This is a genomic window from Streptomyces capillispiralis (genome assembly GCF_007829875.1).
GTDB lineage: Bacteria > Actinomycetota > Actinomycetes > Streptomycetales > Streptomycetaceae > Streptomyces > Streptomyces capillispiralis.
The window spans coordinates 4,626,105-4,651,081 of the sequence record NZ_VIWV01000001.1; the positions used below are offsets into that span (position 1 = coordinate 4,626,105).

The following is a 24,977-nucleotide window of genomic DNA, read 5'->3' on the forward strand; positions in this document are numbered from 1 at the left end:
CAGCTTCGCACTTGACCCTCACGCGGCGGGAGGGTGGAGCCTGGGGTGGGCCGACGGGAGGAGACGACCCCTAGACGGTCTCCACCCGGCGGTGGAGGGCCCCTAGGGGTACCTCCGTACTACGGCTCGGGGAGGGTTCGTACCGGCGGAGGACGAGAGGCGGGGGCGGCCGTCCTTAATCTGGCCTTACACCGCCGGGGGGTGGTGGAGCGCAGTACCGGGGGTGGGGTTTTCCTCAGGAAAAGACTGCGCTGAACACCAGGGCGCTCGGTCCCTGTCCACCGCGAGACTGAATCACGTCGCACGCACACGCTTCGAGCGGCCGCCGGCAGAGGGCGGCCGCCGGGGCACCGCATTTTCACTTGTTGACCGACATAGGAGACTTACCGTGACATCGGCTGTGACCATTCCCAGGCACGGGGGCACTGGAGGGCGTACGGCCGTTGCCGCGCGGGCGCGGCAGGTCGTGAAGGCGTACGGGTCGGGCGAGACCCGTGTCGTCGCGCTCGACCACGTCGACGTGGACATCGCCCGCGGCCAGTTCACCGCGATCATGGGCCCCTCGGGGTCCGGCAAGTCCACGCTGATGCACTGCCTGGCCGGGCTCGACACCGTCACCAGCGGTCAGATCTACCTGGACGAGACCGAGATCACCGGTCTGAAGGACAAGAAGCTCACCCGGCTGCGCCGGGACCGGATCGGTTTCATCTTCCAGGCGTTCAACCTGCTGCCGACGCTGAACGCGATAGAGAACATCACGCTGCCCATGGACATCGCCGGCCGCAAGCCCGACAAGGGATGGCTGGACCGGGTGGTGGAGACCGTCGGTCTCGCGGAGCGGCTGAAGCACCGGCCGACGCAGTTGTCCGGCGGTCAGCAGCAGCGGGTCGCGGTGGCGCGGGCGCTGGCGGCCCGCCCGGAGATCATCTTCGGTGACGAGCCGACCGGAAACCTCGACTCCCGGGCCGGCGCCGAGGTGCTCGGCTTCCTGCGCCGCTCGGTGGACGAGCTGGGCCAGACCATCGTGATGGTCACCCACGACCCGGTCGCCGCCTCCTACGCGGACCGGGTGCTCTACCTGGCCGACGGCCGCATCGTCGACGAGATGCACCAGCCGACGGCCGAGCAGGTGCTGGACCGCATGAAGGACTTCGACGCCCGGGGGCGCACGTCATGACCGTCCTGAAGACCTCGATGCGCAACTTCTTCGCGCACAAGGGGCGGATGGCGCTGTCCGCCATCGCCGTCCTGCTGTCGGTGGCCTTCGTCTGCGGCACCCTCGTCTTCACGGACACCATGTCCACGACGTTCGACAAGCTCTTCGCCGCCACGTCGTCGGACGTCACGGTCAGCGCCAAGGGCGCCTCCGACAGCGGGGAGACGACCTCCGACAACGGCAGGCCGCCGGTCCTGCAGGCCTCCGTGCTCGACGAGGTCAAGGGCGCCGAGGGCGTGAAGTCGGCCGAGGGCACGGTGTTCTCCACCTCGGTGACCGTCGTCGACGGAGACAAGGACAGCCTCTCGCCCACCAGCGGCGGCCCGACCATCGTCGGCAGCTGGAACGGCAACGACGCCCGCACCATGAAGATCACGGACGGTGCCGCGCCCCGGGGCGCGGACCAGATCATGGTCGACGCCGACACCGCCGACAAGCACGGCCTGAAGCTCGGCGACGAGATCGGCGTGATCAACGTGGTCGGCACCCACACCGCGAAGATCTCCGGCATCGCCGACTTCACCGTCACCAACCCCGGTGCCGCGATCTTCTACCTCGACACGAGGACCGCGCAGCGGACGCTGGTCGGCGAGGACGACGTCTACACCAACGTCAACGTCACCGCCGCGGCCGGCGTCAGCGACGCCCAGCTGAAGAAGAACGTGGTGGCCGCGCTCGGCGGCGACCACAAGGTGCAGACCGCCGAGGAGACCGCGGAGGCCAACCAGAAGGACGTCGAGGGCTTCATGAGCGTCATGAAGTACGCGATGCTCGGCTTCGCCGGGATCGCCTTCCTCGTCGGCATCTTCCTGATCATCAACACGTTCTCCATGCTGGTCGCCCAGCGCACCCGCGAGATCGGTCTGATGCGGGCGATCGGCTCGTCCCGCAAGCAGGTCAACCGCTCGGTGCTGGTCGAGGCCCTGCTGCTCGGGGTGTTCGGCTCGCTCCTCGGCGTCGGCGCCGGCGTCGGCCTCGCCGTCGGCCTGATGAAGCTCATGGGCACGATGGGCATGGAGCTGTCCACGGACGACCTCACGGTGGCGTGGACGACCCCGGCGCTCGGACTGCTCCTCGGCGTCGTCGTCACCGTGCTCGCCGCCTATCTGCCCGCCCGGCGGGCCGGCAGGATCTCCCCGATGGCCGCGCTGCGCGACGCCGGCACCCCGGCGGACGCCAGGGCCGGCTGGATACGCGGCGCGATCGGCCTGGCCCTCACCGGCTCCGGCGCGTTCGCCCTGTACCTGGCGGGCGCCGCGGACAAGGCCGCGGACGGCTCCCTCTGGCTGGGCCTGGGCGTGGTGCTGTCCCTGATCGGCTTCGTCGTCATCGGTCCGGTGCTGGCGGGCGGCGTGGTCCGGGTGCTCGGCGCGGTCCTGCTGCGGGCCTTCGGCCCCGTGGGCCGCATGGCCGAGCGCAACGCCCTGCGCAACCCGCGCCGCACCGGCGCGACGGGCGCCGCGCTGATGATCGGGCTCGCCCTGGTGGCCTGTCTGTCGGTCGTCGGTTCCTCCATGGTGGCCTCCGCCACCGACGAGCTCGACAAGACCGTCGGCACGGACTTCATCATCCAGTCCGACAGCGGCCAGCTGATCACCCCGCAGGCCGTCGAGGCCGCCAAGTCCGCGCCCGGGGTGGAGCGGATCACCGAGTACAAGTGGACCGAGGCCGACTTCACCACGCCCGACGGCAAGACGGTGAAGGACACCGCGATCACGGCGGCCGACCCGACGTACGCGACCGACCTGCGGGTCGAGACCGTGGCCGGCAAGCTCACCGACGCCTACCGGCCCGACGCGATGTCCGTGCACGAGGACTTCGCCAAGGACCACGGCATCAGCATCGGGTCGAAGATCGAAGTCGCGTTCAAGGACGGTTCGACGGGCGCGCTGACGGTCCGGGCGATCACCAGCAGTGAGGCCGTCATCGACGCCGGCGCGATGTACACGTCCATCGACACGCTCGCCCGGTATGTGCCGGCCGACAAGATGCCGCTGGACACCCTGCTGTTCGTCGCGGCGAAGGACGGGCAGCAGGACGCCGCGTACAAGTCGCTGAAGGGCGCGCTGCACGACTACCCGCAGTACACCGTGCGCGACCAGACCGACTACAAGGAAGCGCTGAAGGACCAGATAGGTCAGCTGCTGAACATGATCTACGGTCTGCTGGCCCTGGCGATCGTCGTCGCCGTCCTCGGTGTGGTGAACACGCTGGCCCTGTCGGTCGTGGAGCGCACCCGGGAGATCGGTCTGATGCGGGCCATCGGCCTGTCGCGCCGGCAGCTGCGCCGCATGATCCGCATGGAGTCGGTCGTGATCGCCCTCTTCGGTGCCCTGCTGGGGCTGGGCCTGGGGCTGGGCTGGGGCGCGACCGCGCAGCAGCTGCTGGCCCTGGAGGGCCTGAAGATCCTGGACATCCCGTGGCCGACGATCATCGGCGTGTTCATCGGCTCGGCGTTCGTGGGCTTGTTCGCGGCGCTGGTCCCGGCGTTCCGCGCCGGCCGCATGAACGTGCTGAACGCCATCGCCACCGAGTAGCCACCGCACACGGGGGTTGCGGGGGAAACACCCGGCGCCGGGACGTCCTGCGGGACTCCCCGGCGCCGTGCCTTCTCCGTCCGGAGACAAGGCCCTCCGCAGGCCCCGGGACTGTCCGGCGCGGGCCCGTGCGCACAGCCCGTCCGGCGGGTGAGGACGAGGCCCGTCCAGGCCGACCGGGGGTCCAGGGGGCGGAGCCCCCTTGGCGGTTCGCGCACCGGCACCGCCCACCGGTCGGCGGACGTTGTCCACAGCCCCCGGCGCCCGCGACCGCGGCGTCGTACGCTGGACACCCCCGGCCCGCGGCGCGCGTCGGGCCCGTCGTGTTGCACACCCCCCGGACGGAAAGCACCCCGAATGAGCCTGCACGGTCTGCTCGACGCCGTCGTCAAGGACACCGCTCTCGCGGAAGCGATCTCCGCGGCTGCCGACGGCAACCGCATGCACGTCGACCTGGTCGGCCCGCCCGCGGCCCGTCCCTTCGCGGTCGCCGCCCTGGCCCGGGACACCGGCCGCACCGTCCTGGCGGTGACGGCGACGGGACGCGAGGCCGAGGACCTGGCGGCGGCCCTGCGCTCACTGCTCCCCCCGGAGGGAGTCGTGGAGTACCCGTCCTGGGAGACGCTGCCGCACGAGCGGCTCAGCCCCCGCAGCGACACCGTCGGCCGTCGCCTGGCCGTCCTGCGCCGCCTGGCCCACCCCCGCCCCGACGACCCGGAGACCGGCCCGGTCTCCGTCGTCGTCGCCCCCGTGCGCTCCGTGCTCCAGCCGCAGGTCAAGGGCTTGGGCGACCTGGAACCGGTCGCCCTGCGCACCGGACAGAGCGCCGATCTGAACGAGATCGTCGAGGCCCTCGCCGCCGCCGCGTACGCGCGTGTGGAGCTGGTCGAGAAGCGCGGCGAGTTCGCGGTGCGCGGCGGCATCCTCGACGTGTTCCCGCCGACCGAGGAACACCCCCTGCGCGTCGAGTTCTGGGGCGACGACGTCGAGGAGATCCGCTACTTCAAGGTCGCCGACCAGCGCTCCCTGGAGGTCGCCGAGCACGGCCTGTGGGCGCCGCCGTGCCGTGAGCTGCTGCTCACCGACGACGTGCGCGAACGCGCGCGGGTCCTCGCCGAGCGGCACCCGGAGCTGGGCGAACTGCTCGGCAAGATCGCCGAGGGCATCGCGGTCGAGGGCATGGAGTCCCTGGCCCCCGTCCTCGTCGACGACATGGAGCTGCTGCTGGACGTGCTGCCCAAGGGCGCCATGGCCGTCGTCTGCGACCCGGAGCGGGTGCGCACCCGCGCCTCCGACCTGGTGGCGACGAGCCAGGAGTTCCTCCAGGCGTCCTGGGCGGCCACCGCGGGCGGCGGGGAGGCGCCCATCGACGTCGGCGCGGCCTCCCTGTGGTCCATCGCGGACGTCCGGGACCGGGCCCGCGAGCTGGACATGATGTGGTGGTCGGTGTCGCCGTTCGCCGCCGACGAGACGCTGACCTCCGCCGCTGACGCGGCGGGCGACGCGGACACCCTCAAGTTCGGCATGCACGCCCCCGAGTCCTACCGCGGCGACACCGCGCGGGCACTCGCCGACACCAAGGGCTGGCTCGCCGACGGCTGGCGCACGGTGTACGTCACCGAGGGCCACGGCCCGGCCGCCCGCACCGTGGAGGTGCTGGGCGGTGAGGGCATCGCCGCCCGCCTCGACACCGACCTCGGCGAGATCACCCCCTCCGTCGTGCACGTCGCCTGCGGCTGCATCGACCTCGGCTTCGTCGACCCGGTGCTCAGGCTCGCCGTCCTCACCGAGACCGACCTGACCGGCCAGAAGGCGTCCGGTCGCGAGGGCGCCAGGATGCCGGCCCGGCGCCGCAAGACCATCGACCCGCTCACCCTGGAGCCGGGCGACTACATCGTCCACGAGCAGCACGGCGTCGGCCGCTACATCGAGATGGTGCAGCGCACCGTGCAGGGCGCCACCCGCGAGTACCTGGTCGTGGAGTACGCCCCGGCCAAGCGCGGCCAGCCCGGCGACCGGCTCTACATCCCCACCGACCAGCTCGAACAGATCACCAAGTACGTCGGCGGCGAGGCCCCCACCCTGCACCGCCTCGGCGGCGCCGACTGGACCAAGACCAAGGCGCGCGCCAAGAAGGCCGTCAAGGAGATCGCCGCCGACCTGATCAAGCTGTACAGCGCGCGCATGGCCGCCCCCGGCCACGCCTTCGGCGCCGACTCGCCCTGGCAGCGCGAGCTGGAGGACGCCTTCCCCTACGCGGAGACCCCCGACCAGCTCACCACCATCGCCGAGGTCAAGGAGGACATGGAGAAGTCGATCCCGATGGACCGCCTGATCTGCGGCGACGTCGGCTACGGCAAGACCGAGATCGCGGTGCGGGCCGCCTTCAAGGCCGTACAGGACGGCAAGCAGGTCGCCGTGCTGGTCCCGACGACCCTGCTGGTGCAGCAGCACTTCGGGACGTTCAGCGAGCGGTACGCGCAGTTCCCGGTCAAGGTGCGGGCACTGTCCCGGTTCCAGACCGACACCGAGGCCAAGGCGGTCCTGGAGGGGCTGCGCGAGGGCTCGGTGGACGTCGTCATCGGCACCCACCGGCTGTTCTCCTCGGAGACCAAGTTCAAGGACCTCGGCCTGGTCATCGTCGACGAGGAGCAGCGCTTCGGCGTCGAGCACAAGGAGCAGCTGAAGAAGCTGCGCGCCAACGTGGACGTGCTGACCATGTCCGCCACGCCCATCCCGCGCACCCTGGAGATGGCGGTCACCGGCATCCGCGAGATGTCCACGATCACCACCCCGCCGGAGGAGCGCCACCCGGTGCTCACCTTCGTCGGCCCCTACGAGCAGAAGCAGATCGGCGCCGCCATCCGCCGCGAGCTGCTGCGCGAGGGCCAGGTCTTCTACATCCACAACCGGGTCGAGTCCATCGACCGCGCGGCGGCCCGGCTGCGCGAGATCGTGCCCGAGGCGCGCATCGCCACGGCCCACGGCCAGATGTCGGAGACGGCGCTGGAGCAGGTCGTCGTCGACTTCTGGGAGAAGAAGTTCGACGTGCTGGTGTCGACGACGATCGTCGAGTCCGGCATCGACATCTCCAACGCCAACACCCTGATCGTCGAGCGCGGCGACAACTTCGGCCTCAGCCAGCTGCACCAGCTGCGCGGCCGGGTGGGACGAGGCCGCGAGCGCGGCTACGCCTACTTCCTGTACCCGCCGGAGAAGCCGCTGACGGAGACCGCGCACGAGCGGCTGGCGACCATCGCCCAGCACACCGAGATGGGCGCGGGCATGTACGTGGCGATGAAGGACCTGGAGATCCGCGGCGCGGGCAACCTGCTCGGCGGGGAGCAGTCCGGCCACATCGCGGGCGTCGGCTTCGACCTGTACGTGCGGATGGTGGGCGAGGCGGTCGCGGACTACCGGCGCCAGCTGGAGACCGGCGAGATCGAGGAGGAGCCGCCGCTCGAGGTCAAGATCGAACTGCCCGTCGACGCGCACGTCCCGCACGACTACGCGCCCGGCGAGCGGCTGCGCCTCCAGGCGTACCGGGCGATCGCCTCCGCGAACTCGGAGGAGGACATCAAGGCCGTACGCGAGGAACTCGTCGACCGCTACGGCAAGCTGCCGGAGCCGGTGGAGAACCTGCTGCTGGTGGCGGGCCTGCGGATGCTGGCCCGCGCGTGCGGTGTCGGCGAGGTCGTGCTCCAGGGCAGCAACATCCGCTTCGCTCCGGTGGAGTTGCGCGAGTCCCAGGAGCTGCGCCTCAAGCGCCTGTACCCGGGCACGGTCATCAAGCCGACCAGCCACCAGGTACTGGTCCCGCGCCCGAAGACCGCGAAGGTGGGCGGCAAGCCGCTGGTCGGACGGGACCTGCTCGGCTGGGTGGGGGAGTTCCTGACGACGGTCCTCGGTTCCTGAACCCGCCGCGCATCACGCGCGAGGAAGCCCGCCGCGCACCACGCGCAGGGAAGTCCGGCGCGCTGCGCGCAGGGAAGTCCGGCGCGCACTGCGCACAGGGAAGTCCGGCGCGCACTGCGCACAGGGAACAACAGGAAGCCGTCCACGGCGAGGGTGCCGTGGACGGCCCTGACGGGGGGCGGGGCCTTACGGCTGGTCGGGACGATCGCGGTCCATGCCGAGCCGGCGTTCGGCCTGCTGCTGCCCGGTGTCGATCCGTTCCTCGTACTTGCCGCCGGTCCTCTCGTTCATTTTCCGTTCCGCCGCGTCCGAAGCCTGCTTGGCCTTGTCACGCGCCGCCTTGTTGCTCTTGAACTTGTCGAGGATGCCCATCCAGAGCTCCTTCCGGAGTGACTCAGAACCGACGATACGCGCGGTTCAGGAGGAATACCCAGAAAGCGCACCTATCGGTCTAGACCACTCCGACCTGTCGCTCGTTACGGTGAGTTACCGTGAGATCCGGGGTCGGACCGCCCCCGCCGGGGCAGGAGTCAGAAGGACAAGGGAGGGGCGCGGTGACGCGGTACATGGGGTGGGGCGCAGGGATCCGGCGTACGGGGCCGGTGGTGATCGCGGCGGTGGCTCTCCTCGCCGGCTGTGAGGCGGTCCCGGACGTGGACTCCCCGGCGGGAGGTGGAGGCGGGGGCGCCGCCGCGGACGGGCGGGCCGTCAGTCCGCTGGCCAACCCCGACGGCACCCGGCCGGGCCTCGCACCCGTGACCGGCGAGACGGACCGGGCCGCGGCCGTCGACCTCATCGGGAAGGTGGCGACCAAGGGCCGCGGACCGCGCACGGGCTACGACCGGGACGAGTTCGGCTACGCCTGGAAGGACACGGCCGACGGGGTCCCCCTGGCGAGGAACGGCTGCGACACCCGTAACGACCTTCTGCGGCGCGACGGTCAGAAGCTCCGCTTCCGGTCCGGGTCCGACTGTGTGGTGGTCGCCATGACCCTGGCCGATCCCTACACCGGGAAGACGATCGAGTGGCGCAAGCAGCAGGCCGCCGACGTGCAGATAGACCATGTCGTCCCGCTCTCCTACAGCTGGCAGATGGGTGCCTCGCGCTGGGCGGAGGAGAAGCGGGAGCGGCTGGCGAACGACACGCTCAACCTGATCCCGGTCGAGGGCCGGGCCAACTCGGCCAAGGGGGACTCCGGGCCCGCGTCCTGGCTCCCCCCGGACAAGGGCATACGGTGCGCGTACGCGGTCCGCTTCGCCCAGGTCGCCCTCAAGTACGAGATGCCCGTGACCGCGGCGGACAAGGCGATGATGGCGAAGCAGTGCGGGGGCTGACGGCACCCCCGTGAGCCGGCGGGATCCGGCGCGGTCCGGAGCGCCGGGCGTCCGGCCTCCACCGGACCCGCCCCGGGGTCCCGGGCACGTCAGCTCAGGGAGTCGAGGTCCAGGACGTTGCCGGTGGGTGCGTCCGCCGGGACCGGCTTCTCGTAGTCGCCGAAGGTGACCGAGCCCGGGTCGGTGCCGGACACGCTGTCGATGCGCAGCACGTACGGCTCGCCCTCGGTGGCGACGTACAGGGTGAAGCGGTCCTTGCCGTCCCGTGCCTCCAGCGTGAGCGCGGGCGTGCCGTCGACGGTCGTCGTCTTCCCGCGGGTGGCGGTGGAGTCGCCCTCCTCCGCGCCGCCGAGGACCAGGTCGAGGTCGCAGAAGCCCGCGATGTCCTCGGCGTCCGCGCCCTCGGCGGACATCTTGGTCCACTTCCCGGCCAGCAGCGCCACGGTCGCGTCCACGTCGGCCTTGGGCTCGCCCTCGCTCTGCGCCCGCAGGAACGCCTCGTCGTACTTCATGTAGAGGGTGTCGCCGGTCTTGATCAGCTCGGCCTCGCCCTGCTTGCCGAGGCCCATCGTGCCGGCGCAGTCGCCCCGCTTGTCCAGGGCCATGTCGAGGCGGATGGTGCCGCCGGTCTCGTCGTCGGGGATGTCGCCCGTCATCCGCAGGGACGACGCGTCGGTCGTGGCCTTCAGGGCCTTCTCGGCTATCTCGCCGCCGGTCAGTCCGGCGAACGGCTCTTCCTTCGGCTTCTGCGAGCTCTTCGGCTCCTTCGCCGCGCTCTGCTCGGTCGAGTCGCGCGATGAGCTGCTGTTCGCCTTGTCCTCGCCGGCGCAGCCGGTGAGCGCGGCGGTGGCCACGGCGGCGAGGCAGAGGCCGGTGAGTGCGGTACGACGCATGACGGGTTCCCCCAGGGGTGAAAGTGGACGGAAGGTGAGCAGGGATCAGAAGTTGCCGGTGCCGAGCAGTTCGCCGTCGGCGTCGTAGACGGTGACGAGGCCGTTCTCGCTCTGCTTCCAGTCGGCGAACGCGGAGGCGAGGAGCTTGGCGGGGCCCATGCCCTCGCCCATGAGGCCGCCGGTGAAGTCGGTGAAGATGTCGGCCGAGTCGAGGATGTCGTTCTGCTCGTCGGCGCCCTGGACCTTGGTGACGTGCGCGACGGCCTCCTTCTCCGCGGCCGTCCCGTTCTTCTGGACGAACGCCTTGAACTGCTCGGCCTGGGACGCCTTCTCGGCTCCGTCGTCCTCGGCGGCCCCCGCGTCGGCCTCGGTGTCCGCCTTGGTGTCCGAGGTGCCGCCGCCGGACTGCTGCTCCGCGGACACCGAGGAGCCCTTGTCGGTGGATCCCCCGTCGGTGTCCCCGTTCGCCGAGACGGCGCCGATGACGACGATTCCCACGACGGCACCCAGCGCGATCTTGCTCTTCATGCCCATGACTGTGTCCCCTCCCATGCGGCGAACCGCCCTCTTCCGGCGGCCACTCGTTTGCGGGGTCAATGAGACCAGAGAGTGTGAACCGAGTCAACACGGTTCACGGTTGTGAAGTTGTGCACGTGCGTGAATGTCGAAGCGTCGCGTGCATCGGTATGCTCGTTGCCACACACGGAACAGAGGGAAAGCGGGGCGGGGTGCCGGGCATGCAGGACAACGCGACAGAAGTGACCGCCGCCGGGATCGCACGGCTGGCCGGGGTCGGCCGGGCGGCCGTGAGCAACTGGCGCCGCCGCCACGCCGACTTCCCCAAACCGGTGGGCGGCACCGAGACCAGCCCCTCGTTCGCGCTGCCCCAGGTGGAGGGCTGGCTGCGCCGGCACGGCAAGCTCGCCGAGGTCCCTCTCAAGGAGCGTGTCTGGCAGCAGCTCGCCGGCCACCCCGCGGGACCGGTCACCGCCCTCACCCACGCCGGCTGCGTCCTGCTGCTGATCCACGAGCGTTCCCCCGTCTGGCTGGAGGTCAGCTCCGGATCCGACGAGCGGCTCGCCGCGCTGCTGCCCGGGGCGCTGGAGCAGGTGCTCACACCCCGGCTCGGAGCGGCGCACGGCTCACGTGTGAACAGCGCACCCCCTGTGAACACCCCGCTTGCCCCGTCCGCCCCGTCCGCCTCACCCACCCCGGACGCCCTCACCGCTCCCGCCGCCCCAACCCCCGCCCCCGCCCCCTCCCCTCCACCCCCCGCCGCCCTCGCCATCCCCACCGCCCCCCACCTGCTCCCCTCCGCCCCTCTGCTGCGCGGCGTCGCCGAACTCGCCGCCGAGTCGGGCGCCCGGCAGACCTTCGAGTTCCTGCTGGGCCGTCACCTCGACGCCAACCCGCGCCAGTACACGCTCACCCCCGCCGACCTCTCCGGCCTCATGGCCGCCCTCGCCGGCCCGGCCCGCACCGTCCTCGACCCGGCCTGCGGCACCGGCGCCCTGCTGCGCTCCGTCGCCCCCCGCCCCGGCCAGGAGCTCTACGCCCAGGACGGCGCCCCCGAACTCGCCGCGCTCACCGCGCTCCGCCTCGCCCTGCACACCCGTGCCACCGTGCACGCCGCCACCGGCGACACCCTGCGGGCCGACGCCCACCCGGCGGTGCGGGCCGACGCTGTGCTGTGCCACCCGCCGTTCAACGAGCGCAACTGGGGGCACGACGCCCTCGCCTACGACCCGCGCTGGGAGTACGGCTTCCCGGCCCGCACCGAGTCCGAGCTGGCCTGGGTGCAGCACGCGCTCGCCCGGCTGCGGGACGGCGGCGTCGCCGTCCTGCTGATGCCGCCCGCCGCCGCGTCCCGCCGCTCCGGCCGCCGGATCAGGGCCGACCTGCTGCGCCGGGGCGCCCTGCGCGCCGTCGTCGCCCTCCCGGCCGGCGCGGCACCCCCGTACAACATCCCGCTGCACCTGTGGGTGCTGCGGCGGCCCGCACAGGCGCACGCGCGGCCGGAGGTGCTGCTCGCCGACGCCGGGCGGTTCGCCGGCGACGGGCGCGGCGGCCCCGACTGGCCGGGGGTGCGGGAGGCGGTGCTGGACGCGTGGCGCGCCTTCGACCGGGACGGGCGGCTCGGCGAACGGCCCGGACTGGCCCGTTCCGTGCCCGTCATCGAGCTGCTCGACGACGACGTGGACCTCGCCCCGGCCCGCCATCTGCCGCCCCCGGCCCCGGCGGACGGCGCCGGCCGGCTCGGCGACGTACGGGAACGGCTCGGCGAGACGCTGCGCCTGACCGCCGGGCTGACCCCGCCGCCCGTGGACCCCGCGCGGCCCGCCGCCCCCGGCCGTCTGCCCCTCACCACCGTCGGCGAACTCGCGCGCGCGGGCGCCCTGGTGATGCGTACCGGCGGCACCGGCGGAATCGGCGGCACCGGCGGCACCGGTGGAACCAGAGGAACCGGCGGAACCGGCGGCACCGGCGGAACCTTCGGCACCGGCGGCCACGCGCGTGTGCCCGTGCTCACCGACCACGACGTGCTCTCCGGAACGGCCCCCTCCGGGACGCTCCCGGAGAGCGGCGAGGACGTGGTGCTCACCGCACCCGGCGACGTCGTCGTGCCCGTACTCGGCGGAGGCTCCGTCGCGCGGGTCGTCGACGGGGCGACCGCGGGCGCCGCCCTGGGCCGCAACCTGGTGCTGCTGCGCCCCGATCCGGCGGCGCTCGACGCCTGGTTCCTCGCCGGGTTCCTGCGCGGCACCGCCAACAACCGGCAGGCCAGCAGCTACGCGTCCACCGCCACCCGGCTCGACGTCCGACGCCTCCAGCTGCCCCGGATCCCGCCGGCCGAACAGCGGCGCTACGGCGCCCGGTTCCGGGCCCTCGACGAGTTCGAGCGGGCGCTCAGGCAGGCGGGGCGGCTCGGGGAGCAGCTGGTGCGGGGGATGTACGACGGTCTCACCGACGGGACGATCGCTCCCGACTGAGCCCGTACGACAACGGTTCGGTACATCCCGGGACCGGTTGTCCTCGCGGGCCTATACGCTCGGACCTTCAACCGAGTTCCCGTCGGATCACCTGTCCAGGAGCAGTCATGTACGGCCACGGAGTGGCGCCGCCGCCCCGCAGCGCGGCAACGGTCATCACCCTGCGCGTGCTGTTCGCCGCCGCCGGTTTCCTGTCGTGCGGTCTGCTGGCCTGCGTGCCGCTGTTCCGGATCGCGATCCTGCGGGGCCGGGTCGTCGACTGGCTGGCAGCCTGGCTGAGCATCCCGGCGTCGATCACCTGCCTGGCGGTGGTCGGTTCGCTGCCGGAGACGGACAACAGGACCGACGTCGCCCTGGCCGCCGCCCTGATCCTGGGCGCGGCCGCCGGCGCCTACTTCCTGACCGTGGACATACGCCTGCACCGCCGGCCGGGCGGGCCGTACGCGGTCCCGGCGCAGCCCTCGCCGCACGCCACCACGATGCACGCCCCGGGCGTCCACTCCCCGTACGGCTACCCGCAGCCGTCCTCGCCGTACGCGCCGCCGGCGCCCGTGCCGCAGCCCCCCGCGCCGCACACTCCCGTACCGCCGCACACCCCGGTTCCGCCGCCGCAGGGCCCCGGGCCGGCCCGGATCGACCAGGTGCGCGCCGAGCTCGACGAACTCAGCGACTACCTGCGCCGCCAGGACGGTCAGCAGGGACCGCACGGCGGCCACGAGGGCGGAAGGTGACCGTGACGACGGGACGTGTCGTCGCCGGCCGCTACGAGCTGTCCACGCTCATCGGACAGGGCGGCATGGGGCAGGTCTGGACGGCCTACGACAAGCGGCTGGACCGGCGCGTGGCGGTGAAGCTGCTGCGCCCGGACAAGGTGGCCGGGCAGGAGGCCGACGAGCTGCGCCGCCGCTTCGTGCGCGAGTGCCGGGTGACCGCGCAGGTCGACCACCCCGGCCTGGTCACCGTGCACGACGCGGGCAGCGAGGGCGAGGAGCTGTTCCTCGTCATGCAGTACGTCGACGGCGCCGACCTCGGTGACCACCTCGCCGAGCACGACCCGTACCCGTGGCAGTGGACGGTGGCGGTGGCCGCGCAGCTGTGCGCCGTGCTGAGCGCCGTGCACGCCGTGCCGATCGTCCACCGCGACCTCAAGCCGCGCAACGTGATGGTGAAGCAGGACGGCACGGTCACCGTGCTCGACCTCGGTGTCGCCTCCGTCATGGACAGCGACACCACCCGCCTGACGCACACCGGCTCGCCCATCGGATCGCCCGCCTACATGGCGCCCGAGCAGGCCATGGGCGGCGCCGTCGGACCGTACACGGACCTGTACGCGCTCGGGGTGCTGATGCACGAGCTGCTCAGCGGCGACGTGCCGTTCGCGGGCTCCACGGCGCTCGGCGTGCTGCACCGGCACCTGTACGAGCCGCCGGTGCCCGTGCGCCGGATCCGCCCGGAGGTCCCCGAGGCGCTGGAGGCCCTGGTGCTGCGCCTGCTCGCCAAGGACCCCCAGCACCGCCCGGACTCCGCGCAGGAGGTCTACGAGCACCTGGCGCACCTGCTCCCCGCGCGAGGAACGCCCACCGGCGCCCCCCTGGACCCCACCCGCCCCTTCCTGCGCCCCCACGCCCCCTGGCCGGACCGCGCCCGCACGCCCGCACCGCAGCCCGCCCCCGCCGCGCCGCCCGCGCCGGTCGCGGGCACGGCCGATGTCGCCGCCGCCGTGGACGAGGTCAAGCGGCTCCTCGGCGAGGGACGCATTACCCAGGCCGTCGACATCCTCGGCTCGATACTGCCCGTCGCCGCCGACCGGCACGGCGAGCACTCCCCGGTCGTGCGGACCCTGCGCAAGCAGTACGCGGCCACCCTCCTGGACGACGGCCAGTACCGGCGCGCCCTGCCGGAACTGCGCCGCCTCGCCGACGAACGCGCCGCCGAGGCCGGACAGGCCGACCCGCAGTCCCTGCGCTACCGCTACGAGGCCGCCCAGTGCCTGGAACAGCTCGGCGAACCGGCGGCGGCGCTGGCCGAGTACCGGGCGCTGCTGACGTACTACGAGAACCAGTACGTGGCCGCCGGCGACCCGCAGCTCGCCCATGACGTCCGCCGCCGCATCGGCCATCTGCTGCTCGCCCTCGGCGACCGCGCGGCCGCGCACGACACCCTGGCCCGGCTGCTGCACGACGTGGAGCGCGCCCAGGGCCCGGGACACCCGCTCGCCGCCGAGATCCGCCGCACCCTGCAGTGGCTGGGACAGGTGCGCGGATAGCCGGACAGCGGACCGCAAAGGGGCCGGACGGCCGGACGGCGCGGGCGCGGCGGTGCCGGAACTCCCCGTGAATCGTTGGTCGAATGGGTTGGCCAGAGCTTGGCCGATGCCTACCATCGATCACCGCAAGACTTTGTGCACCGCCGCACAAGCTCCCCTCAGGAGGTCTCCTTGCACCGCCGCCGTCGCACCGCGCTCCTCCTCACCGCCGCGATCGCCGCCGCGGCGCCCCTGCTCACCGCCTGCGGGAACGACGCGCACCCCGGTGCCGCGGCCGTCGTCGGCGGCGAGCGGATCACCGTGTCGCAGCTGGAGAACCGGGTCGACGAGGTCCGTGCGGCCCAGCGGGCGGCCGTCCCCGACGAGGCCCAGTACCAGCAGGCCATCGCCCGGACCGGCAGCCTCACCCGCGACACCCTGCACAGCATGGTCCTGGACCGGGTGCTGGAGCGCGCCGCGGCGGACGCGGGCGTGCGCGTCACGCCCAGGGAGGTCCAGGAGATGCGGTCCGGGCTGGAGCAGCAGGCCGGGGGCGCCGAGGCGCTCCAAACGGCCTGGCTGCAGCAGTACGGCATCCCGCCGCAGCGCCTCGACGCCAACCTCCGGCTCCAGCTCCAGGCCCAGAAGCTCGCCCAGCGGCTCGGCACCGACACCAGCCGGCCCGAGTTCTGGAAGGCGCTGTCCGAGGCGGGCAAGGACCTCGACGTCGACCTCAACCCGCGCTACGGCAGCTGGGACGCGGAGAAGAGCAGCCGCGTCGACGCCAGGACGCCGTGGGTGAGGGACATCACCTCGGCGGGCACCGCGCCGACCCTCTGACGGCCGCGGGGGGACCGGGCCCCGGGAAAACCCCAGGCCGGCGGGGAAAACCGGCCCTGTGGAAACCGGGCCCGGGCGCGCCGGACCTGTGGACAACGGCTCCGCGGACAGAAGCCCTGTGGACAACTCGGGGCCTGTCCGCGGCGTGGGCTAGTTTCGGATCGTGAACGCAATCAGCTCCGCGCCGAACCAGGAAGCCGCCGTCGGCCGCATCGTCCTGCTCACCACCAGCCACCGCGTCGCCCCCGGCCTGCTGTCCTGGCCGGCCTGGCAGGTCCTGCACGCGGCCGACCGGGTGCTGTGCGCGGACGGCGCGCATCCGCAGCTGCCGTACCTGCGGGAGGCGGGCATAGCGGTCGAGGAGGCGTCGCCGTCCGCCGAGGACCTCGTCGACGCCTGCGCCGGCGGGCGCACGGTGGTGGTCGTGGCCACCGGCGAGGGCGAGCCCGCGCTCACCGACGGACTGGCCCGCCTGGCGGGGACCGGCCGCGTCCGGATGCCCGAGCTGGAGCTGCTGCCCGCCTCCTACGACCTGCCGGGCGCCCGCCTCCTGGACCTGGTGCAGGTCATGGACCGCATCCGCGCCGAGTGCCCGTGGTCGTCCCGGCAGACCCACAAGGGCCTGGCGAAGTACGGCATCGAGGAGGCGTACGAGCTCGTCGAGGCCATCGAGGAGGGCGACCGGGACGAACTGCGCGAGGAACTGGGGGACGTCCTGCTCCAGGTCGTCTTCCACGCCCGGATCGCCGAGGAGCACGAGGAGGAGCCGTTCTCCGTCGACGACGTGGCGGGCGGCATCGTCGCCAAGCTGATCCACCGGCACCCGCACGTCTTCGGTGAGGAGACGGCGACCACGCCGGAGGACGTCAAGGCGCACTGGCTGCGCACCAAGGCGGAGGAGAAGCGCCGCAGCTCGGTGACGGAGGGCGTGCCGCTGGGCCAGCCCGGACTGGCCCTGGCGGCGAAGCTGGCGTCGCGGGCGCGGACGGCCGGACTGGACGTGCCGCTGCCGACGGGGGAGGGCGTCGGCTACGAGCTGCTGGCGCTGGCGGCGCGGGCGGAGGCGTCCGGGACCGACCCGGAGGCGGCGCTGCGGGCGGCGGCGCGGGCCTACCGGGACGCGATACGGGCGGCGGAGGGCGGCCAGGACGGAGCCTGACCCCGGGGCGGGGCACACGAGAATGCCGCCCCGCCTCCCCTTCCCTCCCTGCCCCCGGGGTTCCGCCCCCGGACGCCCGTTCGCGCGGTCGCCCGCGCCCCCAGCCGAGGTCGCCGTATGCCTGACCAGCCCACCCCGCCACCGCACGCCCGCCCGCACGGCCCCGTCCCCGAGCTGTTTACCTGGGAGTTCGCCGCCGACCCCTACCCCGCCTACGCCTGGCTGCGCGAGCACGCGCCCGTGCACCGGACGCGGCTGCCCAGCGGGGTGGAGGCCTGGCTGGTCACCCGGTACGCGGACGCCAGACAGACCCTCGCCGACCCCCGCCTGTCCAAGAACCCGGCGCACCACGACGAGCCCGCCCACGCCAAGGGCAAGACCGGTATCCCCGGGGAGCGCCAGGCGGATCTGATGACCCATCTGCTCAACATCGACCCGCCGGACCACACCAGGCTGCGCCGGCTGGTCAGCAAGGCGTTCACCCCGCGCCGGGTGGCCGAGTTCGCGCCCCGGGTGCAGCAGCTCACCGACGGGCTCATCGACCGGTTCGCGGCCGGCGGCTCCGCCGACCTCATCCACGAGTTCGCCTTCCCCCTCCCCATCTACGCCATCTGCGACCTGCTCGGCGTCCCGCGGGAGGACCAGGACGACTTCCGGGACTGGGCGGGCATGATGATCCGGCACCAGGGCGGCCCCCGGGGCGGCGTCGCGCGGTCGGTGAAGAAGATGCGCGGGTACCTCGCCGAGCTCATCCACCGCAAGCGCGAGGAACTGCCCGCCGAACCGGCACCGGGCGAGGACCTCATCTCCGGCCTCATCCGCGCCTCCGACCACGGCGAGCACCTCACCGAGAACGAGGCCGCCGCCATGGCCTTCATCCTGCTGTTCGCCGGCTTCGAGACCACCGTCAACCTCATCGGCAACGGCACCTACGCCCTGCTCACCCACCCCGGCCAGCGCGAGCGCCTGCAACGGGCCCTGGCCGCGGGCGACCGGGGACTGCTGGAGACGGGTGTCGAGGAACTCCTGCGCTACGACGGCCCCGTGGAGCTCGCCACCTGGCGGTTCGCCACCGAGCCGGTCACCATCGGCGGACAGCGCGTCGCGGCCGGCGACCCGGTCCTCGTCGTCCTCGCCGCCGCCAACCGGGACCCGGAGCGGTTCGACGGCCCGGACGTGCTCGACCTCGGCCGCCGCGACAACCAGCACCTGGGATACGGCCACGGCATCCACTACTGCCTGGGCGCCCCGCTGGCCCGTCTGGAGGGGCAGACCGCGCTCGCCACGCTGCTGACCCGGCTGCCGGATCTGCGGCTCGCCGTGGAACCGGCCGAACTGCGGTGGCGCGGCGGACTCATCATGCGCGGACTGCGCACGCTGCCGGTGGAGTTCACTCCTGCGCACACCTGAGGGCCGACCGCCGCGCCCAGTGCCCCGGAGCGGACCAGCGCAAACATGACTCGCCCTCAACTCTGTGATCTTCACGTGATCTGCGCGGCATGAACTTGTGACAAGTGATCCTCTGCCGATACGTTCACCCATCAGCGCGGCCCTTCGGCTTCACTCGCCGCGCGGGTCATCGCTGTCTCGCGAAAGGTCTCCCGCATGCTCTCCGGGAACGGTCGGCACCGCCGCCCCCGCCAGGCTCCGGCTCTTCTCGTCGCGGCCGGAGTGACCGGCTCCGCCATCGCCATCCCGCTCCTCGGAGCCGGCAGCGCCAGCGCGGCCGACGGCGCGACCTGGGACCGCGTCGCGGAGTGCGAGAGCGGCGGCTCCTGGAGCCAGAACACCGGCAACGGTTATTACGGCGGCCTGCAGTTGACCCAGGACGACTGGGAGGCCTACGGCGGCCTGGACTACGCGTCGAGCGCCGACCAGGCCAGCCGGGGCCAGCAGATAGCCGTGGCCGAGCGGGTCCTCGCCGACCAGGGCGTCGGCGCGTGGCGCACCTGCGGCCTGCTCGCGGGCCTGGACCAGGACTCGGCGTCGGTCGACATCGACACGGGTGTCGCGGAGGACTCGACGCCGGACCCGTCCGGATCGCCGGACTCCGGTGACGCGTCCGCCTCCTCCTCGCCGTCGCCCACGTCCGAGCCGTCGTCCACCGCGGACGCCACGGAGGGTTCGAAGTCCCCGGAGGGCGCGGAGAGCCCGGAGAGCACGGCCGACGCGTCCGCCGACGCCTCCGTCGGGACCGACACCGGCACCTCCCCCTCCGCTTCGGCCACCCCGAAGACCGACGAGTCGGACAAGCTGGGGCAGACCGACGGCTCTTCGGGCCTCACCGGAACCGAGGGCACCGGCTCCGGCCGTCACCGCGGCGGCAGCGCCGAGGAGGGCGTGACCGAGGACCGTACGTCCGAGTCGTCCGGCCGGCACGCCTCGCGCGGCGACGACGCCTCGCGCGACGCCGCCGACGGCTCCTACACCGTGCGCACCGGGGACAGCCTGTCGTCCATCGCCGACTCCCTTGAGCTGGACGGCGGGTGGCGCGCCCTGTACGCGGAGAACGAGCAGGTCGTCGGCACCGACCCGGACCTCATCCTGCCGGGCCAGGAGCTCGCTGTCGGGGTCGAACCGGGCGAAAAGTGACGCCCGAAAACGCCTGGGCACGGCGGCAGTTGGCGTCATGATTCGCGGCGAATGTCCGATTTAAAGGCTGTGAGAGATAGGTCTCAGAAGCCCTGATCGTCTTTGTCATTCCGCCGATCACGTGCCTACGGTCGAGACCGCTCGCCAATGCGGGCCCCGGCCGCCGCAACGCCGAATCCTGCCAGTGGCGGCCCGGGAACAGTCGTCGCGTCATGCGCCGTAGGCAGGAGCGGGGGACCCAAGGTAAGTGCCGGGCCCAGCAGTTGTGGCTGGCTCGGCTTGGGGTGAAGCCGCGGTTCGTGAGAGCCGTGGCCGGGCAACTCAACCGGCCCGAACCCGACAGCTCACCTCGCAGGCGTCGGTGAGGGGATCAACCATGCTGTTTTCCGGCAAGGGCAAGCACCGCCGTCCGTCCAAGGCCACCCGCGCCATCGCCGTCACCGGTGTCGTCGGTGCCGCCGTCGCCGCCCCGCTGATGGCGGCCGGCAACGCCTCCGCCGCCACCGCCTCCGAGTGGGACGCCGTCGCCCAGTGCGAGTCCGGCGGCAACTGGTCCATCAACACCGGCAACGGCTACTACGGCGGTCTGCAGTTCTCCGCCTCCACCTGGGCCGCGTACGGCGGCACCGCGTACGCCGCCTCCGCCGACCGGGCCAGCAAGGCCCAGCAGATCGAGATCGCCGAGAAGGTCCTCGCGGGCCAGGGCAAGGGTGCCTGGCCGGTCTGCGGCGTGAACCTGTCGAACACCCCGTACAGCGGCGGTGGCTCCGCGCAGGGCACCGAGAGCCAGGGCACCGGCTCCGCCGAGACCCGCGAGACCGAGCAGAAGGCCTCCCGCTCCGCCGAGCGCCCGGCCGCCGAGCAGAAGGCGGAGAAGAAGACCGTCACCACCCCGACCGGCAAGAAGGTCGCCAAGGGTGACGGCGAGTACAAGGTCGTCAAGGGTGACACCCTCAGCACGATCGCCGAGGAGCACGGCGTCGAGGGCGGCTGGGCGAAGCTGTTCGACCTGAACGGCGACATCGTCGAGGACGCCGACCTCATCTACCCGGGCCAGCAGCTGCACCTCAAGTAAGCGGCAGCCCCCTGCTCCCCGCCCCGGTGCGTCTCCCCCCGTACGCACCGGGGCGGGGTTTTTTCGCGCGGGTTTCCGGATTCGGCTTTGTTCCGTTCGGAAACAATTTACGCTCGGTTCTGTCCACGGGGCGGTCGACCGGCTGGCCGATCGCCCGGAGCCGGTTAGGCTCGGACTCGCAGGACCCACCGTGGTCCCGCCCACCCGCGTCACATCCAAGAAGGAGATGCTCGTGCCGTCCATCGACGTCGTCGTAGCCCGGGAAATCCTGGACTCCCGAGGCAACCCCACGGTCGAGGTCGAGGTCGGCCTCGACGACGGCAGCACGGGTCGTGCCGCCGTCCCGTCCGGCGCCTCCACCGGCGCCTTCGAGGCCATCGAACTCCGTGACGGCGATGCCAACCGTTACCTGGGCAAGGGCGTCGAGAAGGCCGTGCTGGCCGTCATCGAGCAGATCGGCCCGGAGCTCGTCGGCTACGACGCCACCGAGCAGCGCCTGATCGACCAGGCGATGTTCGACCTGGACGCCACCGACAACAAGGGCTCCCTCGGCGCCAACGCCATCCTCGGTGTCTCGCTCGCCGTTGCCCACGCCGCCTCCGAGGCGTCGGACCTGCCGCTCTTCCGCTACCTGGGCGGCCCCAACGCGCACCTGCTGCCGGTGCCGATGATGAACATCCTGAACGGCGGCTCGCACGCCGACTCCAACGTGGACATCCAGGAGTTCATGATCGCCCCGATCGGCGCGGAGTCCTTCTCCGAGGCCCTGCGCTGGGGCGCCGAGGTCTACCACACGCTGAAGAAGGTCCTGAAGAGCAAGGGCCTGGCCACCGGCCTCGGCGACGAGGGCGGCTTCGCCCCGAACCTCGGCTCCAACCGCGAGGCCCTCGACCTCATCCTCGAGGCCATCAAGGAAGCCGGCTACACCCCCGGCGAGCAGATCGCCCTCGCCCTCGACGTCGCCGCCTCCGAGTTCTACAAGGACGGCGTCTACACCTTCGAGGGCAAGGAGCGCAGCGCCGCCGAGATGACCGAGTACTACGCGGAGCTCGTCGACGCGTACCCGCTCGTCTCCATCGAGGACCCGCTGTTCGAGGACGACTGGGAGGGCTGGAAGGTCCTCACCGGCAAGCTCGGTGACAAGGTCCAGATCGTCGGCGACGACCTGTTCGTCACCAACCCCGAGCGCCTGGCCCGCGGCATCGAGGAGGGCGCCGCCAACGCCCTGCTGGTCAAGGTCAACCAGATCGGTTCGCTGACCGAGACCCTGGACGCCGTCGAGCTGGCCCAGCGCAACGGCTTCAAGTGCATGATGTCCCACCGCTCCGGCGAGACCGAGGACGTCACCATCGCCGACCTGGCCGTCGCCACCAACTGCGGCCAGATCAAGACCGGCGCCCCGGCCCGCTCCGAGCGCGTCGCCAAGTACAACCAGCTGCTGCGCATCGAGGAGATCCTCGACGACGCCGCGGTGTACGCCGGCCGCAGCGCGTTCCCGCGCTTCAAGGGCTGAGCGCCGCCCGCACAGGCGGCGTCGTCCGTACGTCCCCGTACTCGGTCCCGTACCGTGTGCGGGGACGTACGCACGTATGACCACGCACGCAGGCGAACCGGAGGCGGAGACATGGCGGTGAAGGACCGGGACCGTTTCTCCACCGCGACCAGGATCCGGCTGATCGGTGAGCAGACCGCGGCACGGGTGTACCGCTCGCAGACCAAGCGCCAGGCCCGCCGCTCGCGGCTGACCGGCCGGGCGGCGCTGCTCGCCCTGGTGGTCTGCTCGCTGATCGTGGCCCTCGCCTACCCCATGCGGCAGTACGTCTCCCAGCGCGCGGAGATCGCCGACCTCCAGCAGGAGCAGGACGAGACCCGGCAACGGGTCGAGCGGCTGCGGGACATGAAGGCGCGCTGGCAGGACGACGCCTACGCCGAGCAGGAGATCCGCCGGCGGCTGCACTACGTCATGCCCGGCGAGACCGGCTACATCGTCATCGACCCGGGTACGGCGAAGACGGCCCGCACGGATCTGGAAGCCGCCGACCGCCCCTGGTACGCGAACGTCTGGGACGGCGTCGACAAGGCCGACGCCGCCGCCCAGTGACCTCCGATACGGAAAGCCCCGGAAAGACAGGTATGGAAACCCCTCCGCCCACGACCCCGCGCACCGAGCCCACCGAGGCGGACGTCGAGGCCTTCAAGCAGCAGCTCGGGCGGCCCCCTCGCGGGCTGCGCGCCATCGCGCACCGCTGCCCCTGCGGGCAGCCGGACGTCGTGGAGACCGCGCCGAGGCTGCCCGACGGCACCCCCTTCCCGACGCTGTACTACCTCACCTGCCCCCGGGCCGCCTCGGCGATCGGGACGCTGGAGGCGAACGGCGTGATGAAGGAGATGACCGAGCGGCTGGGCACCGACCCGGAGCTGGCGGCCGCCTACCGCGCGGCGCACGAGGACTACATCCGGCGCCGCGACGAGATCGAGGAGCTGAAGGGCTTCCCGAGCGCGGGCGGCATGCCGGACCGGGTGAAGTGCCTGCACGTCCTGGTCGGCCACTCGCTGGCGGCCGGACCGGGTGTCAACCCGCTGGGCGACGAGGCGCTGGCGATGCTGCCCGAGTGGTGGCGCAAGGGCCCCTGCGTGACGCTCCCCGGGTCCGCCGGGTCCGCCGGGTCCGTCGAGTCCGCCGAGTCCGCCACGGAGAAGGAGGACGGCCGGTGACCCGGGTCGCCGCCATCGACTGCGGTACGAACTCCATCCGTCTGCTGGTGGCCGACGTCGACCCGGAAACGGGCGAACTGACGGAGCTGGACCGGCGCATGACGATCGTGCGGCTCGGCCAGGGCGTCGACCGCACCGGCCGGCTGGCGCCGGAGGCGCTGGAGCGGACCTTCGCCGCCTGCCGCGAGTACGCGGAGATCATCACGTCGCACGGCGCGGAACGCCTCCGCTTCGTCGCCACCTCCGCCTCCCGCGACGCCGAGAACCGCGACGCGTTCGTGCGCGGGGTGCTGGACATCCTGGGCGTGGAGCCCGAGGTCATCACCGGCGACCAGGAGGCCGAGTTCTCCTTCACCGGCGCGACCAGGGAGCTGGCGGGCCGGCCCGACCTGCACCGCCCGTTCCTGGTGGTGGACATCGGCGGCGGCTCGACCGAGTTCGTCGTCGGCGACGACCACGTGCGCGCCGCCCGCTCGGTGGACGTGGGCTGCGTGCGGATGACGGAGCGGCACCTGGTGCGGGACGGGGTCGTGACGGACCCGCCGTCCGAGGAGCAGATCGCGGCGATGCGCGCCGACATCGAGGCCGCGCTCGACCACGCCGAGGAGACGGTGCCGCTGCGCGAGGCGCACACCCTGGTCGGCCTGGCGGGCTCGGTCACCACGGTGTCGGCCATCGCCCAGGACCTCCCCGAGTACGACTCGGAGGCGATCCACCACTCCCGCGTCTCCCGCGACCGCGTCCGCGAGATCACCGAGTGGCTGCTGCGCTCCACGCACGCCGAGCGCGCGGCCGTGCCCTCGATGCACCCGGGCCGGGTCGACGTCATCGGGGCCGGCGCCCTCGTCCTGCTGTCGATCATGGAGCGGATCGGCGCGGAGGAGGTCGTGGTCTCGGAGCACGACATCCTGGACGGCATAGCGCACAGCTGCGCCGCCGAGGCGCGCTGAGAAGCACTGCCGGGCGATGCCGGCACCGGGCGGGGCGTCACACGTCGCGGTGGACGTCCCGCCGGCCGCCCATCTCGACGACGAGGACGACGAGTTCACCGTCGTTGATCCGGTGGGCGACCCGGTGGCTTCCGACCCGGAGCCGGTGGGCGACCCGGTGGCTTCCGGCCCGGAGCCGGTGGAGCCCCGAGGGGCCGGTGAGCTTCTTGACGTCGGCGTCCTGGCGGTACGGGTCGTCACCGAGTGCGGTCAACGCGGTCAGGACGCGCATGGCGTCGGGTCGGCTGCTCGCCCGGCTCCCTTCTTCGTGGCCGGTCACCGGCACTCGGCTGAGCTGTCGGAAGGGCGTTTGAGCGGGCTTCCGGGGGCTCTTCGGGGCCCTCGGCGGGAGCCCGCGCAGAAAGTTCGTGAAGTTCTTCACAAGGAATTGGCCCCGGTAGGTCGAAGAAGACGGCCCTGTTGACCCGTTCGGGGCCCCAACGCCCCTTTGAACACGTTCAGAAGGCGCCCGGAGGG

The 24,977-nt window shown here is 72.4% G+C and carries 20 protein-coding genes and 1 riboswitch; of the genes, 16 read left to right on the forward strand and 4 right to left on the reverse strand.

Annotated elements, in window-relative coordinates; genetic code table 11:
* The first annotated feature begins 388 nt into the window (after nucleotides 1–388).
* The 3 genes from FHX78_RS20130 (at nucleotide 389) to mfd (ending at nucleotide 7,668) form a co-directional block, all read left to right on the forward strand.
* On the forward strand, nucleotides 389–1,177 hold the full coding sequence (locus tag FHX78_RS20130; RefSeq protein ID WP_145868817.1) for an ABC transporter ATP-binding protein: 789 nt from the start codon (nucleotides 389–391) through the stop codon (nucleotides 1,175–1,177).
* Nucleotides 1,174–3,753: an ABC transporter permease gene (locus FHX78_RS20135; RefSeq protein WP_145868818.1), complete on the forward strand. Its 2,580-nt coding sequence runs from the start codon at nucleotides 1,174–1,176 to the stop codon at nucleotides 3,751–3,753. Before FHX78_RS20130 ends, FHX78_RS20135 begins: the two co-directional genes overlap by 4 nt.
* Before the next feature lie 357 nt (nucleotides 3,754–4,110).
* Complete coding sequence (gene mfd / locus FHX78_RS20140; protein ID WP_145868819.1) at nucleotides 4,111–7,668, forward strand: transcription-repair coupling factor; 3,558 nt, start codon at nucleotides 4,111–4,113, stop codon at nucleotides 7,666–7,668.
* 186 nt (nucleotides 7,669–7,854) lie between these two features.
* Here mfd and FHX78_RS20145 read toward each other — a convergent pair whose 3' ends face one another.
* Nucleotides 7,855–8,040 carry an antitoxin gene (locus tag FHX78_RS20145; RefSeq protein WP_145868820.1) on the reverse strand — a complete coding sequence of 62 codons (186 nt, stop codon included), beginning with the start codon at nucleotides 8,038–8,040 and terminating at the stop codon, nucleotides 7,855–7,857.
* 182 nt (nucleotides 8,041–8,222) lie between these two features.
* Here FHX78_RS20145 and FHX78_RS20150 point away from each other — a divergent pair, with 182 nt between their 5' ends.
* Nucleotides 8,223–9,002 (forward strand): HNH endonuclease family protein, encoded by a 780-nt coding sequence (locus tag FHX78_RS20150; RefSeq protein WP_373312997.1) that lies wholly within the window; start codon nucleotides 8,223–8,225, stop codon nucleotides 9,000–9,002.
* Between the two features lie 89 nt (nucleotides 9,003–9,091).
* Here the strand turns inward: FHX78_RS20150 and FHX78_RS20155 are convergent, their stop codons facing one another.
* A complete protein-coding gene (locus FHX78_RS20155) occupies nucleotides 9,092–9,895 on the reverse strand; it encodes a hypothetical protein (RefSeq protein WP_145868821.1) in 804 nt (267 codons plus the stop codon).
* Nucleotides 9,896–9,940: 45 nt separating this feature from the next.
* Nucleotides 9,941–10,429: a hypothetical protein gene (locus tag FHX78_RS20160; protein ID WP_145868822.1), complete on the reverse strand. Its 489-nt coding sequence runs from the start codon at nucleotides 10,427–10,429 to the stop codon at nucleotides 9,941–9,943.
* 203 nt (nucleotides 10,430–10,632) lie between these two features.
* Here FHX78_RS20160 and FHX78_RS20165 point away from each other — a divergent pair, with 203 nt between their 5' ends.
* From FHX78_RS20165 to FHX78_RS20220, 12 genes are all read left to right on the forward strand, one after another.
* Nucleotides 10,633–12,885 carry an N-6 DNA methylase gene (locus tag FHX78_RS20165; RefSeq protein WP_145868823.1) on the forward strand — a complete coding sequence of 751 codons (2,253 nt, stop codon included), beginning with the start codon at nucleotides 10,633–10,635 and terminating at the stop codon, nucleotides 12,883–12,885.
* A gap of 107 nt (nucleotides 12,886–12,992) precedes the next feature.
* A complete protein-coding gene (locus FHX78_RS20170) occupies nucleotides 12,993–13,616 on the forward strand; it encodes a hypothetical protein (RefSeq protein WP_145868824.1) in 624 nt (207 codons plus the stop codon).
* A gap of 38 nt (nucleotides 13,617–13,654) precedes the next feature.
* A complete protein-coding gene (locus FHX78_RS20175; protein ID WP_268257186.1) occupies nucleotides 13,655–15,151 on the forward strand; it encodes a serine/threonine-protein kinase in 1,497 nt (498 codons plus the stop codon).
* 171 nt (nucleotides 15,152–15,322) lie between these two features.
* Entirely contained in the window at nucleotides 15,323–15,970 is a 648-nt protein-coding gene (locus FHX78_RS20180) for a SurA N-terminal domain-containing protein (RefSeq protein ID WP_145868826.1), read from the forward strand.
* 163 nt (nucleotides 15,971–16,133) lie between these two features.
* Nucleotides 16,134–17,129: a nucleoside triphosphate pyrophosphohydrolase gene (locus FHX78_RS20185; RefSeq protein WP_145868827.1), complete on the forward strand. Its 996-nt coding sequence runs from the start codon at nucleotides 16,134–16,136 to the stop codon at nucleotides 17,127–17,129.
* A gap of 117 nt (nucleotides 17,130–17,246) precedes the next feature.
* Complete coding sequence (locus FHX78_RS20190; protein WP_145868828.1) at nucleotides 17,247–18,539, forward strand: cytochrome P450 family protein; 1,293 nt, start codon at nucleotides 17,247–17,249, stop codon at nucleotides 18,537–18,539.
* 195 nt (nucleotides 18,540–18,734) lie between these two features.
* Nucleotides 18,735–19,721 (forward strand): LysM peptidoglycan-binding domain-containing protein, encoded by a 987-nt coding sequence (locus tag FHX78_RS20195; protein ID WP_145868829.1) that lies wholly within the window; start codon nucleotides 18,735–18,737, stop codon nucleotides 19,719–19,721.
* A 205-nt stretch (nucleotides 19,722–19,926) separates the two neighbouring features.
* Nucleotides 19,927–20,094, forward strand: a riboswitch (cyclic di-AMP (ydaO/yuaA leader).
* A 3-nt stretch (nucleotides 20,095–20,097) separates the two neighbouring features.
* Entirely contained in the window at nucleotides 20,098–20,796 is a 699-nt protein-coding gene (locus tag FHX78_RS20200; RefSeq protein ID WP_145868830.1) for a transglycosylase family protein, read from the forward strand.
* A 232-nt stretch (nucleotides 20,797–21,028) separates the two neighbouring features.
* The gene (gene eno / locus FHX78_RS20205; RefSeq protein WP_145868831.1) at nucleotides 21,029–22,309 is read left to right on the forward strand and encodes a phosphopyruvate hydratase; all 1,281 of its coding nucleotides are present in this window, start codon (nucleotides 21,029–21,031) and stop codon (nucleotides 22,307–22,309) included.
* 111 nt (nucleotides 22,310–22,420) lie between these two features.
* Nucleotides 22,421–22,897: an FtsB family cell division protein gene (locus tag FHX78_RS20210; RefSeq protein WP_145868832.1), complete on the forward strand. Its 477-nt coding sequence runs from the start codon at nucleotides 22,421–22,423 to the stop codon at nucleotides 22,895–22,897.
* A 32-nt stretch (nucleotides 22,898–22,929) separates the two neighbouring features.
* Nucleotides 22,930–23,511: a DUF501 domain-containing protein gene (locus FHX78_RS20215; RefSeq protein WP_145868833.1), complete on the forward strand. Its 582-nt coding sequence runs from the start codon at nucleotides 22,930–22,932 to the stop codon at nucleotides 23,509–23,511.
* On the forward strand, nucleotides 23,508–24,461 hold the full coding sequence (locus FHX78_RS20220; protein ID WP_145868834.1) for a Ppx/GppA phosphatase family protein: 954 nt from the start codon (nucleotides 23,508–23,510) through the stop codon (nucleotides 24,459–24,461). Before FHX78_RS20215 ends, FHX78_RS20220 begins: the two co-directional genes overlap by 4 nt.
* A gap of 37 nt (nucleotides 24,462–24,498) precedes the next feature.
* Here the strand turns inward: FHX78_RS20220 and FHX78_RS20225 are convergent, their stop codons facing one another.
* Complete coding sequence (locus FHX78_RS20225; protein ID WP_145868835.1) at nucleotides 24,499–24,786, reverse strand: type II toxin-antitoxin system RelE family toxin; 288 nt, start codon at nucleotides 24,784–24,786, stop codon at nucleotides 24,499–24,501.
* Between the last annotated feature and the right edge of the window lie 191 nt (nucleotides 24,787–24,977).